We start from the raw sequence: 16,472 nt of genomic DNA on the forward strand, positions 1-16,472 counted from the left end.
TCACACGGGCTCGGTGACTTTCTCACCGGCGAGGTAAGCCTCATAGCCACGTTTGCGCAACCGGCATGCCGGGCATTCGCCGCAGCCGAAGCCCCATGAATGCAGTTCGGCGCGTTCGCCGAGGTAGCAAGTGTGGGTCTCGACGCGCACCAGTTCGACCAGTGCGTCGCCGCCGAGCTCGTGCGCGAGACGCCATGTGTCGGCCTTGTCGAGCCACATTAGCGGTGTCTCCAGCGCAAAACGCTTGTCCATGCCGAGATTCAGCGCAACCTGCAACGCCTTCATCGTGTCGTCGCGGCAATCGGGGTAGCCCGAGAAGTCCGTCTCGCACATCCCGCCGACCAGCACCTGCAAACCGCGCCGATACGCGATGGCCGCGGCGATCGTCATGAACATCAGATTGCGGCCCGGCACGAACGTGTTCGGCAACCCATTGGCCGTGGCTTCGATCTCGATCTCGCGCGTCATCGCGGTGTCGCTGATCGCGCCGAGCAGCGACAGGTCGATCGTGTGATCGTCGCCGAGACGATCGGCCCACGCCGGAAACGCACGCACGACGGCCTGACGGAACCCCTCTCGGCATTCGAGCTCGACCCGATGACGCTGACCATAGTCGAAGCCGATCGTTTCGACCGTGTCGTAACGATCGAGCGCCCACGCGAGACATGTGGCGGAATCCTGGCCGCCGGAAAACAGCACTAGCGCGCTACGCTTAGCGTCTTTGCGGATCACCGTGATACTCCGTGAATGAGAGCGCCACGTCGCGCTGCGCGAGATGCGCTATGCGAGCAACGCGGCGCGACGTGTGCCGGCATTGTGCCGGCCCAAAGCAGTATAGGTCGCGCGTTGCGCGTGAACGTGGCTGGGCGCTTATACCGCCGATCGTCGGGCGAAGGATTGGGTGCTTCGGTGCGATACGCTCGGCACCGCATTCGCGCGGTATACGACCGCGTGCGACGCCTGCATGCAAGTCCTTGAACTGGCGCGATTTTATCACGCGACACCGAATGTCACCGACGCCTGTTGTCCTACGCGTCGCGGCTCCAACTGCATGGCGAGCCAAAGTGACGACTTGTCCGCCAAACGGAAAAGCCCCAGGAATCTTGCGATTTCCTGGGGCTGAATCCTGGTGGCCTGGGGCGGAATCGAACCACCGACACGCGGATTTTCAATCCGCTGCTCTACCAACTGAGCTACCGGGCCAACGAAGAACGAAACTATATCAAGCGATCTGCAGTTCAGCAAGCCCTTTCATAAAAAATATCGCCGGGCCGCGTTTGCATGCAACACGTGGCGCTTACTCGCCCTTGTTCTTGCCGAGATCGACGCCGAGTTGCTTCAGCTTGCGATAAAGATGCGTGCGCTCCAAACCGGTTTTCTCCGCGACGCGCGTCATGCTGCCGTTCTCGCGCGCGAGGTGATATTCGAAGTACGCGCGCTCGAACGCGTCGCGCGCATCGCGCAGCGGAATGTCGAACGAGATGGACGCGGTTTGCGCGGCGAGCGCACCGCCGCCGACGCCATCGGCCGACAGCATCGGCAACGCGGCCGCCGACGCGACCGACGATGCGCTGACCGGCAACGCCGGCTTCGCGGCCACACCGCCAGGCACGGCCGCCGAGTTGCCGCGCGCAAGTCCCTGCTCGACCGCCTTCAGCAGCTTTTGCAACGCGATCGGCTTTTCGAGGAAGTTGAGCGCGCCGATCTTGGTGGCCTCGACCGCGGTGTCGATCGTCGCGTGACCGGACATCATGATGACGGGCATCGTCAATTGACCTTGCGCGGCCCATTCCTTGAGCAGCGTTACGCCGTCGGTGTCCGGCATCCAGATGTCGAGCAGCACGAGGTCCGGCGCCTGACGCAGCCGGAACTCGCGCGCCTCCTGCGCGTTTTCAGCGGCCTCCACGACATGTCCCTCGTCGCTGAGGATCTCCGAGAGCAGTTCCCGGATGCCCATTTCATCATCTACCACCAGGATGGTTGCCATTTACGCTGCCCTTGTCTGCACTGTTGCTTTTGTCGTTCCCTGCGACGCGCCACCATGCGCCAGATGCGCACCCGAACCAGGTGCACCCGGCTGCGCGGGCTCGTCCGCCAGTTGAAGGAAGAGAATCGAAATCTGCGCGCCTTCGATCACGTCGCCAGCCTTCATGCGATTGCGAATGTCGATGCGCGCGCCATGTTCGTCGACGATCTTCTTGACCATCGCAAGTCCCAGACCCGTACCTTTGGCCTTGGTCGTCACGTACGGCTCGAACGCGCGCGTGAGGATGCGCGCGGGGAAGCCCGGTCCGTTATCCGACACGGTCAGACGTACCGCGACGCGCGCCTTGCCTTGCACGTCGGGGTCTCCGTATTCTACTGTCCTCGTCTCGAGCAAAACACGCGGATGCGCGACTTCCGCGACCGCGTCCTGCGCGTTCTGCAGCAGGTTGTGGATCACCTGACGCAATTGCGTCGCGTCGCCACGTATTGCCGGCAAGGCCGCAAGCTCGACCTGGATCACGCCCTTGCCTTCCTCGATACCGTACAGCGTGAGCACTTCGCTGACCAGATCGTTCAATTGCAGATGCGCGAGGACCGCGGGCGGTGTGCGCGCGTAGTCGCGGAAATCGTCGACCATCTGCTTCATCGCCGCAACCTGATTGACGATCGTCGTCGCACCGCGCTTCAGCACGTCCGCATCCGACGGCGCGAGCTTGTCGGCGAGCTTCATCTGCAAACGCTCGGCCGACAGTTGAATCGGCGTGAGCGGATTCTTGATCTCGTGCGCGAGGCGCCGTGCGACTTCGCCCCATGCAATCGACCGCTGTGCGGAGATCACGTCGGAGATGTCGTCGAACACGACCACGTAGCCCGAGGTCTGGATGTCTTCGGCATCGCGCTCGTTCGCCGCGACGAGCCGTGCGCCGCGCACGAGCAACGTCAGCGGCTCGGTCTCGCCGGGAACCGGCACCGAGAACTGCTGCTGCCAATGGCCGTTGTCGTCATGGCCGTCTTCGCTCGCCGCTTCGCGATCGGCGAATGCCTTGCGCACCATCGCGCCGAATTCGCCGAGCACGCCGATCTGATCGAGCGACGAACCGAGCACCGTCTGGAACGGCTGACGGAAAATCCGCTCGGCGCCGCGATTCGCGGTGGTCAGCCGGAACTGCCGGTCGAATACGAACACGCCCGCGGTCAGGTTCGCGAGGATGCTCTCGAGATACGCCTTCGAATGCTCGAGCGCGATACGATTTTTCTCGACGGCCCCGCGCGCTTCCGCCAACTGCCGCGTCATCGCGTTGAACGACTGAGTCAGGAAGCCGAGTTCGTCGCGGGATTTGATCTCGCGCTTCGGCGTGTAGTCGCCCTCGGTGATTTCCTTCGTGCCCTGCGCGAGCAGAAACAGCGGCCGCGCGAGCTGATTGCCGAGCGCGAGCGCGAGCATCATCGCGATGAAGGTCGCGAGAAACAGCGACAGCGTCAGCGTGCCGATGTACATCTTGCGCAGGCCGGTGCGGCCGAGCGCCTTCTCCTGATACTCGCGATACGCGCGCTGCACCGCGTCGGCATTGCGCGCGAGTGTCGTCGAAACTGGCTGCGTCAGTTGCAGGAAGCGCTCGGTGGGCTGCAATAGCGATGCGTTCGCATCGGGAATACGCTGCACCACGCGCAGACGCAGCGCGCCCTTGCCGCCCTGCGCGTGCGCGTCGCCGTCCACCTCGCCTTCGATCGCCGCATAGCCGTGGCCTCGCGCCTGCTCGATCATCAACGGTGTCGGCAGATCGTTCGGCAGCAGCATCGCGTAATTGCTGGACGCCTGCGCGACCACGTGCATGTCCGGCGTCGCGCCCGACATGCTGCGGGTCGGCTCGACGATCGTCGCGTCCTGCACGCCGAACTGGTCGCGCAGACGCAGCAACGTCAGCGTGGTGCCGGCCGCATCCGCGCTCGCGATCTGCTCGGACATCAGACGCGCCTTCGTCTGCAAATCGGACAGCGACGCGTCGAGCATGCCGCGCCCGAGATTGAGGCCGGACGCTAGCGCGGTTTCGACGTTCACGTCGAACCACGACTCGATGCTGCGCGACACGAACTGATACGACACGATGTAGATGATGCCGCCCGGCACCACGCCGACCAGCGCCATGAAGAACGCGAGCTTCGCGAGCAGCCGTGTGCCGAATTTGCCCGTGCGTAAGCGCACGACGATGATGACGACGAGCGTCGCCACCACCAGCAGAAAGATCATCGCGACCGCGACGTTGGCCGCGTACAGCCACTGGTAATAGCGGTCGAAGAATTCGGTGTTCGCGCTCGCGGCGGCCAGCAATACGAGCAGCAGCACGGCCGTGACCGCGACCGTCGACACCAGCACGCGCACGACGATGCTGCTGACACTGGTGGAAGATGAGCGCACTTTATTTAGCACGATCGGCCGCCGTGAAAGTGAAGCGCTTCCAATCGGAGGCGAGGTTCCAGTCGCGGTTGTTCACCGCGTCGATCTGGAACGGCTTGGGCATCAGCCCGATGTCGAGTTGCATGCGCACCGACGCGTTATAGGTTTCGCCGACACGCACCTCATTGCGGTCGATCACGTGCCACGACGTCACGTGTTTGATCACAGCGAGCGCATCCTTCAGCGTGGAAAAGCCGAGCTGCAAGCCGCCCGACTGCACGCTCGACACGCGATATTCGCGCGTGAGCGGCTGGAACGACAGCCGCAAGCTTTGCGACACGCTGACCGGCTGCTCGTCGAACCAGTACCAGCGCGGCCGGCTCAATTCGAAATCGGTCGTGAAATAAAGCGGAATGCCTTTGTTGACCGCATCTTCGAGATTGCTGTTCAGCTCGAATTCGAAATGCGCATCGAGACTCCAACCGCCGTTGTCCGCCTGCAGCGACGCCCGCTGCACCGCGATCGAGTCAGCATGCGCCGCGCCCGGCGCTGCAAGCCAGACGGCCAGCGCGATCCAGAGCACGGCAGCGAGCCGAAGCGGGAAGAAGCGTTTTATGGTCACCGTTTCTGAAAGCGCGCGTAGAAAAATCCGTCGTGGTCTGAGTTCGTGCCGGCGCTGAATTCAGCGGGTCGTCCAGCATGAGAACCGGCCGATGAGTCGGCGGGCGCGCGAGCAACTGAGGGTAAAAGCTGCCCCGGCGCGTCCAATCGTACCGCATCCTGATGCCGGTTTCCAAACCACTGAGCCTGCAACTCGCCTTCTTCGGGGAAGACCGAACAGGTAACGTAAAGCAACTCGCCGCCGGGTTTCACGAGCGGCCACAGCGCGTCGAGAATGCGGCGCTGTTCGGCGACGAGCGCGGCGATATCCGACTGGCGACGCAGCCAGCGGATATCCGGATGACGCCGCACGATGCCCGACGCAGAGCATGGCACGTCGGCGAGGATGCGGTCGAACGGTTGGTCAAGATCGTCGTGCCACTGCGCGGCGTTGCCCGCGTCGCCGATGCGCACTTCCGCTTCGAGCTTCAGACGCCGCAGGTTTTCGCCGATGCGGCGCGCGCGCGACGCATCGCTTTCGAGCGCAACGAGTTGAATGTTGGCGAGTTCGAGCAGATGGCCGGTCTTGCCGCCAGGGGCCGCGCATGCGTCGAGCACGCGCATGCCGTCACGCACGCCGAGCAATTGCGCGGCGAGTTGCGCGCCTGCGTCCTGTACAGACACGAGCCCTTCGCTGAAGCCCGGAATGCGCTCGACCGGCATCGGCGTGGCGAGCGTGACCGCGTGCTCGCCGGCCTTGCTCGCGGCGATCTGCTGGCGTTGCAGCTCTTGCAGATAGGCGTCGACCGTCGAATGGCGCGCGTTCACGCGCAACGTCAGCGGACCTTGCGTGTTGCCGACGGCCAGCACCGATTGCCACGCCTCGGGCCATGCGCGCTTCACCGCGTCGATCCACCAGGCCGGATAGTTCCAGCGCGCGGCTTCGTCGGCTTGCACGGCGGCGAGCAACGTGTCGCGCTCACGCAAGAAGTTACGCAGCACCGCATTGACGAGCCCCTTCGCGAACCCGAACTCGCGGCGCGCGCCGATCGCCCTGACCGCCTGGTCGACGACCGTAAACGGCGTGTAAGCGGCGCTCGCTTCGTCGTCGACGAGCAGTGCGAGCGCGCACGCAAGCACATGCGCGACGTGCGGCGGTGGCGCTTTCTTCACGAGCTTCCCAATCAGCCACTCGGCGGTCGCGAGACGGCGCATCGTGCGATAGGCGATGTCCTGCACCGCGCCGCGCGCCGCTGCGGCGTTGCCCTCGGGCATCGACACGAACACGCTTTGCAGCGCTGCGGGCAAGGCCGCGCCGAGACGCACGGCGCCGACGGCCTGAGCCGCGCAGTCGAGCGCGAACCCGAGCGATTCGGGCGACAGGTGCAGCGCCGACAAACGGGATTCGCGCGAGCGCGCCGACGAGGAAGCAGAACGCGAAGAAGGCTTTGAAGTCATGAAGGGAGCAAGGGCCAGCCGCACGGTGCGCGCGGCGCAATCAGCGCACATTGTAGCGTGGCGCCGGTGGGGCGCCGCCGTGCGGGGGCGGCGGCAGACGCAGTCGCGCGGTGGCGACGAACGGTGCGAAAAAAAGCGAGCCTCGCGGGCCCGCTCTTCAGTACTTCAGGATCGACGCGCCGAACGACCCGGCGGCTCAGTCGAAGCGCCCGGTGCGCGCCATTTCCATCAGACGTGCGATGCGTTCTTCGGTCGCAGGGTGTGTCGAGAACAGGTTCGCGATACCGCCGCCCGAGAGCGGATTCATGATCATCATCTGCGCGGTGGCCGGATGCGCCTCGGCCGTCGGGAACGGAATGCCGCTCGCATAGCGATGGATCTTGTCGAGCGCCGACGCCAAGGCCTGCGGGTCGCCCGAAATTTGCGCGCCGCCACGGTCGGCTTCGAATTCGCGCGCACGCGAAATCGCCATCTGGATCAGCGCGCCCGCAATCGGCGCGAGCAGCGCAACCGCGATGCTCGCGATCGGGTTCGCGGGACGCCCGTTTTCGTCGCGGCCGCCGAAGAACATCGCGAAGTTCGCCAACGCGGAAATCGCGCCGGCCATGGTCGCAGAAATCGTCGAGATCAGAATGTCGCGGTGCTTCACGTGCGAAAGTTCGTGCGCCATGACGCCGCGCATTTCGCGCTCGGACAGCACGCGCAGAATGCCGGTGGTCGCCGCGACCGCCGCGTGCTCCGGATTGCGGCCGGTGGCGAATGCGTTCGGCGCGTCTTCGTTGATCAGGTAGACGCGCGGCATCGGCAGGTTCGCGCGCGTGGCGAGATCGCGCACCATCCGATAGAACTGCGGCGCACTGTTTTCGTCGACTTCCTGCGCGTTGTACATGCGCAGGACCATCTTGTCCGAGAACCAGTACGAAAAGAAATTCATCCCAAGGGCGATCACGAGCGCGAGCATCATGCCGCGCGACCCGCCTATCATCCCGCCGATCACGATGAAAAGGGCCGTAATCGCGGCCATCAACATCGCGGTTTTCACCCAATTGAACATGTCTGCAACTCCTTGCCCCGAGCGTGGCCTTCGTCTCCGTGCCGCGCGATTGCGGCGCCAGATTGTAAGCGAAACGTTAGATATGGGCGATGCGGGAAAATTCAATCATCGCGAGGCGGTCGCGAGTTTGATGCCGAGGCCCACGAACGCGCTGCCGACGCCGCGATCGAGCCAACGCTTGACCGTCGGCTTGCCCGAGAAACGCTGCGTGACGCTGCCCGCGATCCACGCGACGAAGCTGTTCCAGACCATGCTCATCAGCACGAAGACCGCGCCGAGCGCCAGAAACGCGAAGGTCTTGTGTTCGCTGCCCGTCGCGACGAACTGCGGGAAGAACGACACGAAGAACAGCACGACCTTCGGGTTCAGCACATTGGTCCAGAAGCCTTGCAGGAACAACTGCCGCAGCGACTTCGGCGTGGACGGCGCACGCGCGTCGCCGGCAGGTGCAACCGCGGCCGGCTTCGTGAAGATCAGGCGCACACCCAGATAGATCAGATAAATCGCGCCGACGAATTTGACGATGGTGAACGCGGTGGCCGACGCGGCCAGCAGCGCGGTCAGCCCGAACGCGCAGGCCAGCGAGTGAATGCAGCAGCCCGCCGAAATGCCGAGCGCCGACATCAGCCCCGCGCCGCGGCCCTGGGCGACGCTGCGCCCGACGATATAAGCGGTATCCGGCCCCGGCGTGATGTTCAGGAGAAAAACCGCGACGATGAAAAACTCGAAATGGACGATGCCGAACATGTGATGAACCCTCGAAAACCTGGTCTGCCGCATGGAGGATTCTAACGCGCGGCGGGCTCGCGGCGCGCGCAGGGAACGCCGGCGGAATCGACGATGCTCCGGGGCGCGCGCCGCGCTTATTGCGCCTCGGGAAGCTCGAAGCGCTGGCCTGCGGCGAACGGCGAACCGGCAAGGAATTCGCGCACCGGCAGGCGCTTGCCACCGGGCTTCTGCAATTGCGTCAGACGCAGTGCGCCTTCGCCGCAAGCGACCAGCACGCCGTCGGGAGAAACCTCGGTGATGGTGCCAGGCGTCTTGTCGTTGCCGGAGGTCGGCGAGGCCACGGCGGTGGCGGCCCAGATCTTGACGGTGCTGCCGTCGGCGAGCGTGCCGGCGCCGCCGGGGAACGGATCGAACGCGCGCACCTGGCGCGCAAGCGCCTCGGCCGGGCGGCGCCAGTCGAGCGCCGCTTCGTGCTTGGCGATTTTCTCGGCGTAGGTCACGCCGTCGGCCGGTTGCGGGGTCGAGGCCAGCTTGCCGCTGCGCTCGAGCTCGGTCAGGGCATCGACGATCAGTTGCGCGCCGTGCTCGGCGAGGCGGTCGTGCAGCGTGGCGGTGGTGTCGTCGGCGGAGATCGGGGTCCGGACTTCGGAGATCATCGCGCCGGTGTCGAGGCCGGCGTCCATCTGCATCAGCGTGATGCCGGTTTGCGCGTCGCCCGCTTCGATCGCGCGATGAATCGGCGCCGCGCCGCGCCAGCGCGGCAGCAGCGACGCGTGAATGTTGATGCAGCCGAAGCGCGGAATGTCGAGCACTTCCTGCGGCAGGATCAGCCCGTAGGCGGCGACCACCATCACGTCGTGCGGCGTCGCGCGCAGTTGCTCGATGCCGGCGGCGGCTTCCTCGGGGTACTTGCCGGCGCGGCGCAGCGACGTGGGCTGCGCAACCGCGAGGCCATGCTCCTGTGCGTAGCGCTTGACGGGGCTCGCCTGCAGCTTCATGCCGCGTCCCGCGGGCCGGTCCGGCTGCGTCAAGACGAGCGGCACGGCAAACCCGGCGCGATGAATCGCGGCCAGCGCGGCCGCGGCGAATTCCGGCGTACCGGCAAAGATGACGCGCAACGAATGAGTCATGAATGAGCGGCGGGCAAGTTGAAAGCGCGTTACATCGCGTGGGCGAGCTTCTTCATCTTGTTCTTGATGCGCGTTTGCTTCAGCGGCGACAGATATTCGACGAACACGCGGCCCATCAGGTGATCCATCTCGTGCTGGATGCACACGGCGAGGAGGTCCTCGCAATCGAGCTCGAACGTTTCGCCCTTCTCGTTGAGCGCACGCACGCGCACTTTCTCGGCACGCTCGACGTTGTCGTAGATCCCGGGCACCGACAGGCAGCCCTCTTCCGACAACTTCCTCTCATCGCTCGACCAGATGATTTCCGGGTTGATGAACGCGAGCAATTCGTCGTGCGTTTCCGACACGTCGATCACGATCACGCGTTCGTGCACGTCCACCTGGGTGGCGGCGAGGCCGACGCCGGGCGCCGCGTACATCGTTTCGGCCATGTCGGCGACGAGGCGGCGGATACGGTCGTTGACCTCCTCGACTGGCTTCGCCACCTTGTGCAGCCGTTTGTCGGGGTAATTGAGGATATTCAGTAAAGCCATGATTTCGAGTGTGATTTCAGACGCCGCTAACCATTGGAGGCTCGCGTTGGCCATTCGGCCAGGTTGTGAGCCCGTCGTAATACGCAGAGGATAGATGGTGTCGAACCAGTTCGATTCAACGCGCCTCGCGCGCCCGACGACGAACCCGCGCGCTCACGCGCGGCGCCGCGGTATTCGCGGCTCATTGCCGTTCTATTGCAGCACGGTTTTATTTCGGATCATGAAAATTTTAGCATGGCGCCCGCCTGCCCGCAGGCCCCGCCAGAGGAGCGACCCACATGCACACCTTGCCCGCAACCCGTATCGAACTGGCCGCCTGGCTACGGTTGTCGCTTGCGCCGGGCCTCAGACCCGCGGCGTTGCGCCTGTTGCTAGCCGCATTCGGACTGCCGGAAGCGCTGTTTGCGCAGTCGCCGGATGCGCTCGCCGAGGTCGCCGGTGAGACCGCTGCGCGCGCGGTGCTGGCGCCGCCGGGTCCGGCGTTCGACGGCCAGCTCGAGGCGGTGCTCGCATGGCGCGAGCAGCCGGGCAACCAGATCGTCACGCTCGACGACCCCGCCTACCCGCCCGCGCTGCTGACGATGCCCGATCCGCCGCCGCTTCTATATATAAAGGGCCGGCTCGATCTGCTGCATACGCGCGCGGTCGCGCTGGTGGGCAGCCGCAGCGCGACGCCGCAGGGCATCGAGGATGCGCGGCGGTTCGCGCGAGCGCTGTCGGCGGCGGGCGTGACGGTCGTCTCGGGGCTCGCGCTCGGCATCGACGGCGCCGCGCATCGGGGCGGGCTCGAAGGTGTCGGCGGGACGGTCGCGGTGATCGGCACCGGCGCGGACCTCGTCTATCCGGCCGCGCATCAGGCGCTCGCGCGGCAGATCGCGGCGCAGGGCGCAATTCTGTCGGAGTGGCCGCTCGGCACGCCGGCGCGCGCCGCCAATTTCCCACAGCGCAACCGGCTGATCGCCGGGCTGGTCAGCGGAGTCGTGATCGTCGAGGCGGCTATGCGCTCCGGTTCGCTGATTACCGCGCGGCTCGCCAACGAGATGGGGCGCGACGTGTTCGCGCTGCCAGGATCGATTTACGCGCCGTTGTCGCGCGGCTGTCATCGGATGATCAAGCAGGGCGCACGGCTCGTGGAAACACCGGACGAGGTGCTGGAAGAGCTGGGTTTTGTCCGACGGACGGCGAACCACGCGGGACGCGCAGCGAAACAGGCAGCTCCGCTGGATCAGGCGCGTTTGCGCGTTTCGTCGGGCGGGACCGCTTTGCGAGCTGCGAGCGCTGCCTTCGCCGATACACGGCCGATCGGGCCGGCCCCACAGCCGGCGCTCGCCCCCGACTCCCAACGTCTGCTCGCCGCGCTCGGCCACTCACCGACCACCCTTGAAATTCTGGCCGCTCGCACCGAGATGCAGGACGCGGCCCTGCACGCCGCCCTGCTCCGGCTCGAACTCGCCGGCGAGGTCACACTGCTGCCCGGCGGCCGCTTCATGCGAGCCCATCATGACTGAGCCGAGACTGACCGGCATCAACGCAGATTGGCAACTCTTCGCGACCGGCCATGCTACATTCGCGCCAAAGCACCCGACAAAGCACACAAGGAAATCACTTCATGCCCGCGCTGAACCTCGACACCGACCAGGACCGGATCGCCGAGCGCGTCAACGACCCCGACACTCTGTTCGTTGCATGCCTGTGCGCGGAGTGGTGCGGAACGTGTCGCGAGTACCGGGACGCCTTCAACCAGCTGGCCGAGCGGCACCCGGAAGTCTGCTTCGCATGGATCGACATCGAAACTCATGCGGATCGGTTCGACGATCTGGACGTCGAGAATTTCCCGACCGTCCTGATCGAAGACTCGGTGACGACACGGTTTTTCGGTACGGTTTTGCCACAGGTGTCGATCGTCGAGCGGATGCTGTCGGATCTGACCGCACTGCCCGGCGTGACCGGTGCGCCGAAGCTGCGGCCTGCGCTGGCGGTCGCCTGAAGGCGGCTTGGCGCGCCGCACGGCCAAACGGAAAGCCTCGCGAAGCGCGGCTTGTGGCACGGGCCGTCGCCGACCATTTCTGGGACAGCATCGCCGCTGGCATCGCTGTCCGCACGCGGCGTTTGCCGCAGTTGATCAACCGCCGGACGCGCAATTATGATGGCGCGCTTTTATCGCACTTGACCCGTTGGGTTCGCGCCTTGTGCTATAAAGCGGTCGTTATTGGGTCGAAAGAGGTCTCAAGCGAGCGTCGCGCGCCATGTTGGCGCTCAAGGCCACCAACCCGGATCTACCAACCTCACATCGAGTCATGTCCAAAGCACTGATCATCGCCGAAAAGCCTTCTGTCGCGAACGACATCGCGCGCGCTTTGGGCGGCTTTACCAAGCATGACGAGTACTACGAAAGCGACGACTACGTTCTTTCGTCGGCAGTGGGCCATCTGCTGGAAATCGCCGCACCCGACGAATACGAAGTCAAGCGCGGCAAGTGGAGCTTTGCCAACCTACCCGTCATTCCTCCGCATTTCGATCTGAATCCGATCGCGAAGAGCGAGTCGCGCCTGAAGGTGCTGACCAAGTTGATGAAGCGCAAGGATATCGACCGTCTGATCAACGCATGCGACGCGGGGCGCGAGGGCGAGCTGATTTTCCGCCTGATCGCTCAGCACGCGAAAGCCAAACAGCCGGTGCAACGGCTGTGGCTGCAGTCGATGACGGCCGGCTCGATCCGCGAGGGTTTCGCACGCCTGCGCAGCGACGAAGAGATGCAGCCGCTCGCCGACGCGGCGCGCTGCCGCTCGGAAGCGGACTGGCTCGTCGGCATCAACGGCACGCGCGCGATGACCGCGTTCAACAGCAAGGGCGGCGGCTTTTTCCTGACCACGGTCGGCCGCGTGCAGACGCCGACGCTGTCGATCGTCGTCGAACGCGAAGAGAAGATTCGACGCTTCGTGCCGCGCGACTACTGGGAAGTGAAGGCGGAGTTCGTCTGCGCGGCCGGCTTTTATGAAGGCCGCTGGTTCGACCCGAAATTCAAGCGCGACGAGTTCGATCCGGAAAAGCGCGATTCGCGCCTCTGGTCGCTGCCCGCGGCAGAGACGATCGTCGCGGCCTGCCGTGGCCAGATGGGCGTGGTGACCGAGGAGTCGAAACCATCGACCCAGCTGTCGCCTGCCCTTTTCGACCTGACCAGCCTGCAGCGTGAAGCCAACGGCCGCTTCGGCTTTTCGGCGAAGAATACGCTGGGCCTCGCTCAGGCGCTGTACGAAAAGCACAAGGTGCTGACCTATCCGCGAACCGACGCGCGCGCGCTGCCGGAAGACTATCTGGACACGGTCAAGCAGACGCTCGGCATGCTCAAGGAGAGCAACAACTACCTGCCGTTCGCGAAACAGGTGCTCGACAAGGGCTGGGTAAAGCCGAACAAGCGCATCTTCGACAATTCGAAGATCAGCGACCACTTCGCCATCATCCCGACGCTGCAGGCACCGAAGAATCTGTCCGAGCCGGAACAGAAGCTCTACGATCTCGTCGTCAAACGCTTCCTCGCGGTGTTCTTCCCGGCCGCCGAATACCGTGTGACGACGCGCATCACCGAGGTGGTCGGCCATTACTTCAAGACCGAAGGCAAGGTGCTCGTCGAGCCGGGCTGGCTGCAGGTCTACGGCCGCGAAACCAGCGGCGAAGATGCGAACCTCGTGCCGGTGCAGAAAGACGAAAAGGTCAAGACCGACAAGATCGCCGCGCAGCAACTGGTCACCAAACCGCCCGCACGCTACAACGAAGCGACGCTGCTGTCGGCGATGGAAGGCGCGGGCAAGCTGGTCGAAGACGACGAATTGCGGGAGGCGATGGCGGCCAAGGGGCTCGGCACGCCGGCGACGCGCGCGGCAATCATCGAAGGTTTACTGACCGAAAAGTACCTGATCCGCGAAGGCCGCGATCTGATTCCGGCCGCCAAGGCCTTCCAGCTGATGACGCTGCTGCGCGGCCTCGGCGTGAAGGAACTGACCGCGCCCGAACTGACCGGGGAATGGGAATACAAGCTGTCGCAGATGGAGCGTGGCAACCTGCCGCGCGACGCGTTCATGCAGGAAATCGCGCGCATGACGCAAACCATCGTCAAACGCGCGAAGGAATACGATTCGGATACGATCCCGGGCGATTACGCGACGTTGCAGACGCCTTGCCCGAATTGCGGTGGCCAGGTGAAGGAAAATTACCGGCGCTTCGCGTGCTCGAAATGCGAATTCTCGATCTCGAAGATCCCGGGTGGCCGTCAGTTCGAGATCGGCGAAGTCGAAGAACTGCTGCAGAACAAGACGATCGGACCGCTGTCTGGCTTCCGCAGCAAGATGGGTCGGCCGTTCTCGGCGATCCTGAAACTGTCGCTCGACGACGAGATCAAGAATTACAAGCTCGAGTTCGACTTCGGCCAGGACGCTGCCGGCGAAGACGGCGAACCGCCCGACTTTTCCGATCAGCAGCCGGTCGGCGCGTGTCCGAAGTGTCAGGGCCGCGTGTTCGAGCACGGCATGAGCTACGTCTGCGAAAACTCGGTCGCGAGTCCGAAGTCGTGCGACTTCCGCTCCGGCAAGGTGATCCTGCAGCAGGAAATCGCCCGCGAGCAGATGGCCAAGCTGCTCGAGGAAGGGCGCACCGATCTGCTGACGAACTTCAAGTCGTCGCGCACCGGCCGAAACTTCAAGGCGTTCCTCGTCAAGCAGAACGACGGCAAGATCGGCTTTGAATTCGAGAAGAAGGAGCCGGCGGCGGCGAAGACCGCGGCAGCGAAGACTTCAGGTGCTCGTTCGGCGGCGAAGGCGATGCCGGAAGCGGACGAAGGCGATACCGCGGTGGCAGTGAAGGCCGAGCCGGCGGAAAAGAAGGTGGCGGCGAAGAAGGCGCCCGCCGCCAAGACCGCGGCGGCCAAGAAGGCCCCGGCGAAAAAGACCGCGGCGCGTAAAATCGGCTGATTAGGCGGGATTCGGATCGGCTGCTCGCGGGGGTAGAAGGAATGGCTACATTCCGCCGCCGCGATCGGCGATCCGTGCATAGCCCGCGGTTTGCTCCGCATTCGCATCTGCCCATAGAAAAAGGCGCAGTCACTTCAGGTGACTGCGCCTTTTTATTGTCCGCCCGCATCGCTGCGGGCTAAGACATTCAGCGATTTAGAGCGGCGACAACGCCGTCGGGCGGCTGCTGCGGGACGACTTCGTCATCGGTTTCGGCACGGCAGGCGACAGTTCGCTATCGAGCAGCCGCGACAGCGGCTCCGCGCCATCGAACGCTTCGGGGGCGCGGGACTCGGCAGTTTCGAACGCTGCCGACGTCGCCGGGCGCTCCAAACCGTCCTTGATCCACTGTTCGCCGAGCACGCTGTTCGGCGTCTGGCTGAAGTGCTCGACCAGATGGTCGATGAACGTGCGCACCTTGGCCGGCAGGTGACGGCGGCTCGGGTACGCAATGTTGATCTCGACCTGCGGCAAACGGTAATCGCCGAGCAAACGCACGAGCCGGCCACGCGTCATGTCGCGACCGATCAGATAGCTCGGCAGAATCGCGATGCCCATGCCCAGCAGCGCAAACTGCCGCAGCATCTCAGTGTTGTTCGCGACGATGACGTTCGACGGCCGCACGCGCACTTCGCCTTCCGGCCCCGTGAACACGCGTTCATCGCCCCAGTATTCGGACGGCAAGCTCAGGCACGGGTGTTCGAGCAGATGCTCGGGACGCGTCGGCGTGCCATGCTTTTCCAGATAAGCCGGCGTCGCGCAGACGGTCATACAGCCGGTGGTCAAACGCCGCGTGACGATGCTCGCGCTGCGCATTTGCCGCGCGATCACGACGCCGACGTCGAAACCTTCCTCGACCAGATCGACCTGACGATCGACCAGCGTGACGTCGGGAATGACTTTCGGATAGCGCTCCGCATACGTTTGCAGCACGGGCGCGAGGTTATGCAGCCCGAACACGACGGGCGCGACGATGCGCAGGGTGCCGACGGGTTCGTGATTGCGAGCGACCACCATCTGTTCGACGTCTTCCAGTTCGTCGAGAATTTGACGGGCGCGCTCGAGATAGACCTGACCGGATTCGGTCAGCGACAAGCTGCGTGTCGTGCGATTGAGCAGCCGCGTACCAAGACGGCCTTCGAGGTCGGCAACATGACGGGTGGCAACCGCATTGGAAATATCCATCGCGCTCGCGGCGCGGGCAAAACTGCCGAGATCCGCCACCTTGACGAAAACTCGCATCGACTGCAAATGATCCATAGGACAACTCCCTGCCTTGTTACTGCTTCCTGACAATAGGTGAAAACCAGTGAAGCGAACTTGGAATTCTCCTACGACTCGCAATATCGTGCAGAAGTTGCCCGCAAAACAGGAAATATTGTCGATTTTGCTACGACCGTGTCGATAAAACCGGGCCTGACCAGCGATTGTTCCCAAATAGAAAACAATCTGCTGCGCTGCAGCTTGCACTGTCTTTTTTGTTCGAACAGATGCAACGGTCGCCCCGGTGTTGCGGAAATCGAAAGGATGGGCACAAACCCAGCCCCAAAGAAAAAGCCGCCCGAGGGCGGCTTTCCAGGCTGA

At 64.2% G+C, this 16,472-nt stretch carries 14 protein-coding genes and 1 tRNA gene; 4 read left to right on the top strand and 11 right to left on the bottom strand.

Going from position 1 to position 16,472, the window contains the following annotated elements:
* The 10 genes from queC to def all read right to left on the bottom strand — a co-directional run bounded on the left by queC (position 1) and on the right by def (position 9,885).
* Positions 1 to 732, bottom strand: coding sequence for a 7-cyano-7-deazaguanine synthase QueC (gene queC, locus AB3X86_RS03510; RefSeq protein WP_176109832.1), 732 nt, complete (start codon positions 730 to 732; stop codon positions 1 to 3).
* 395 nt (positions 733 to 1,127) lie between these two features.
* Positions 1,128 to 1,203, bottom strand: a tRNA-Phe gene (locus tag AB3X86_RS03515).
* A gap of 94 nt (positions 1,204 to 1,297) precedes the next feature.
* On the bottom strand, positions 1,298 to 1,987 hold the full coding sequence (gene esaR / locus AB3X86_RS03520; RefSeq protein WP_176109833.1) for a response regulator transcription factor EsaR: 690 nt from the start codon (positions 1,985 to 1,987) through the stop codon (positions 1,298 to 1,300).
* Complete coding sequence (locus AB3X86_RS03525; protein WP_368594929.1) at positions 1,988 to 4,414, bottom strand: ATP-binding protein; 2,427 nt, start codon at positions 4,412 to 4,414, stop codon at positions 1,988 to 1,990.
* A complete protein-coding gene (locus tag AB3X86_RS03530; RefSeq protein ID WP_176109835.1) occupies positions 4,404 to 5,003 on the bottom strand; it encodes a DUF4390 domain-containing protein in 600 nt (199 codons plus the stop codon). The genes AB3X86_RS03525 and AB3X86_RS03530 overlap by 11 nt, the downstream gene beginning before the upstream one ends.
* Positions 5,000 to 6,439, bottom strand: coding sequence for a 16S rRNA (cytosine(967)-C(5))-methyltransferase RsmB (gene rsmB, locus AB3X86_RS03535; protein ID WP_368594930.1), 1,440 nt, complete (start codon positions 6,437 to 6,439; stop codon positions 5,000 to 5,002). The genes AB3X86_RS03530 and rsmB overlap by 4 nt, the downstream gene beginning before the upstream one ends.
* Positions 6,440 to 6,635: 196 nt before the next feature.
* The gene (gene htpX, locus AB3X86_RS03540) at positions 6,636 to 7,493 is read right to left on the bottom strand and encodes a zinc metalloprotease HtpX (protein WP_013088049.1); all 858 of its coding nucleotides are present in this window, start codon (positions 7,491 to 7,493) and stop codon (positions 6,636 to 6,638) included.
* 105 nt (positions 7,494 to 7,598) lie between these two features.
* The gene (locus AB3X86_RS03545) at positions 7,599 to 8,240 is read right to left on the bottom strand and encodes a LysE family translocator (RefSeq protein WP_176367364.1); all 642 of its coding nucleotides are present in this window, start codon (positions 8,238 to 8,240) and stop codon (positions 7,599 to 7,601) included.
* A 116-nt stretch (positions 8,241 to 8,356) separates the two neighbouring features.
* Positions 8,357 to 9,352 (bottom strand): methionyl-tRNA formyltransferase, encoded by a 996-nt coding sequence (fmt, locus tag AB3X86_RS03550; protein ID WP_368594931.1) that lies wholly within the window; start codon positions 9,350 to 9,352, stop codon positions 8,357 to 8,359.
* Positions 9,353 to 9,381: 29 nt separating this feature from the next.
* The gene (gene def, locus AB3X86_RS03555) at positions 9,382 to 9,885 is read right to left on the bottom strand and encodes a peptide deformylase (protein WP_368594932.1); all 504 of its coding nucleotides are present in this window, start codon (positions 9,883 to 9,885) and stop codon (positions 9,382 to 9,384) included.
* Positions 9,886 to 10,163: 278 nt separating this feature from the next.
* On the opposite strand from def, the gene dprA reads away from it, so the two are divergent.
* The 3 genes from dprA to AB3X86_RS03570 all read left to right on the top strand — a co-directional run bounded on the left by dprA (position 10,164) and on the right by AB3X86_RS03570 (position 14,849).
* A complete protein-coding gene (gene dprA / locus AB3X86_RS03560; protein ID WP_368594933.1) occupies positions 10,164 to 11,393 on the top strand; it encodes a DNA-processing protein DprA in 1,230 nt (409 codons plus the stop codon).
* A 101-nt stretch (positions 11,394 to 11,494) separates the two neighbouring features.
* Positions 11,495 to 11,872, top strand: coding sequence for a thioredoxin family protein (locus AB3X86_RS03565; protein WP_176380643.1), 378 nt, complete (start codon positions 11,495 to 11,497; stop codon positions 11,870 to 11,872).
* A gap of 310 nt (positions 11,873 to 12,182) precedes the next feature.
* The gene (locus AB3X86_RS03570; RefSeq protein ID WP_368594934.1) at positions 12,183 to 14,849 is read left to right on the top strand and encodes a DNA topoisomerase III; all 2,667 of its coding nucleotides are present in this window, start codon (positions 12,183 to 12,185) and stop codon (positions 14,847 to 14,849) included.
* Positions 14,850 to 15,044: 195 nt separating this feature from the next.
* Here the strand turns inward: AB3X86_RS03570 and AB3X86_RS03575 are convergent, their stop codons facing one another.
* The gene (locus tag AB3X86_RS03575) at positions 15,045 to 16,148 is read right to left on the bottom strand and encodes a LysR family transcriptional regulator (protein WP_368594935.1); all 1,104 of its coding nucleotides are present in this window, start codon (positions 16,146 to 16,148) and stop codon (positions 15,045 to 15,047) included.
* Between the two features lie 39 nt (positions 16,149 to 16,187).
* Here AB3X86_RS03575 and AB3X86_RS03580 point away from each other — a divergent pair, with 39 nt between their 5' ends.
* Positions 16,188 to 16,472, top strand: coding sequence for a hypothetical protein (locus AB3X86_RS03580; protein ID WP_368594936.1), 285 nt, complete (start codon positions 16,188 to 16,190; stop codon positions 16,470 to 16,472).

This window comes from Paraburkholderia sp. BR14374 (genome assembly GCF_040948685.1).
GTDB classification, from domain to species: Bacteria; Pseudomonadota; Gammaproteobacteria; order Burkholderiales; family Burkholderiaceae; genus Paraburkholderia; species Paraburkholderia youngii.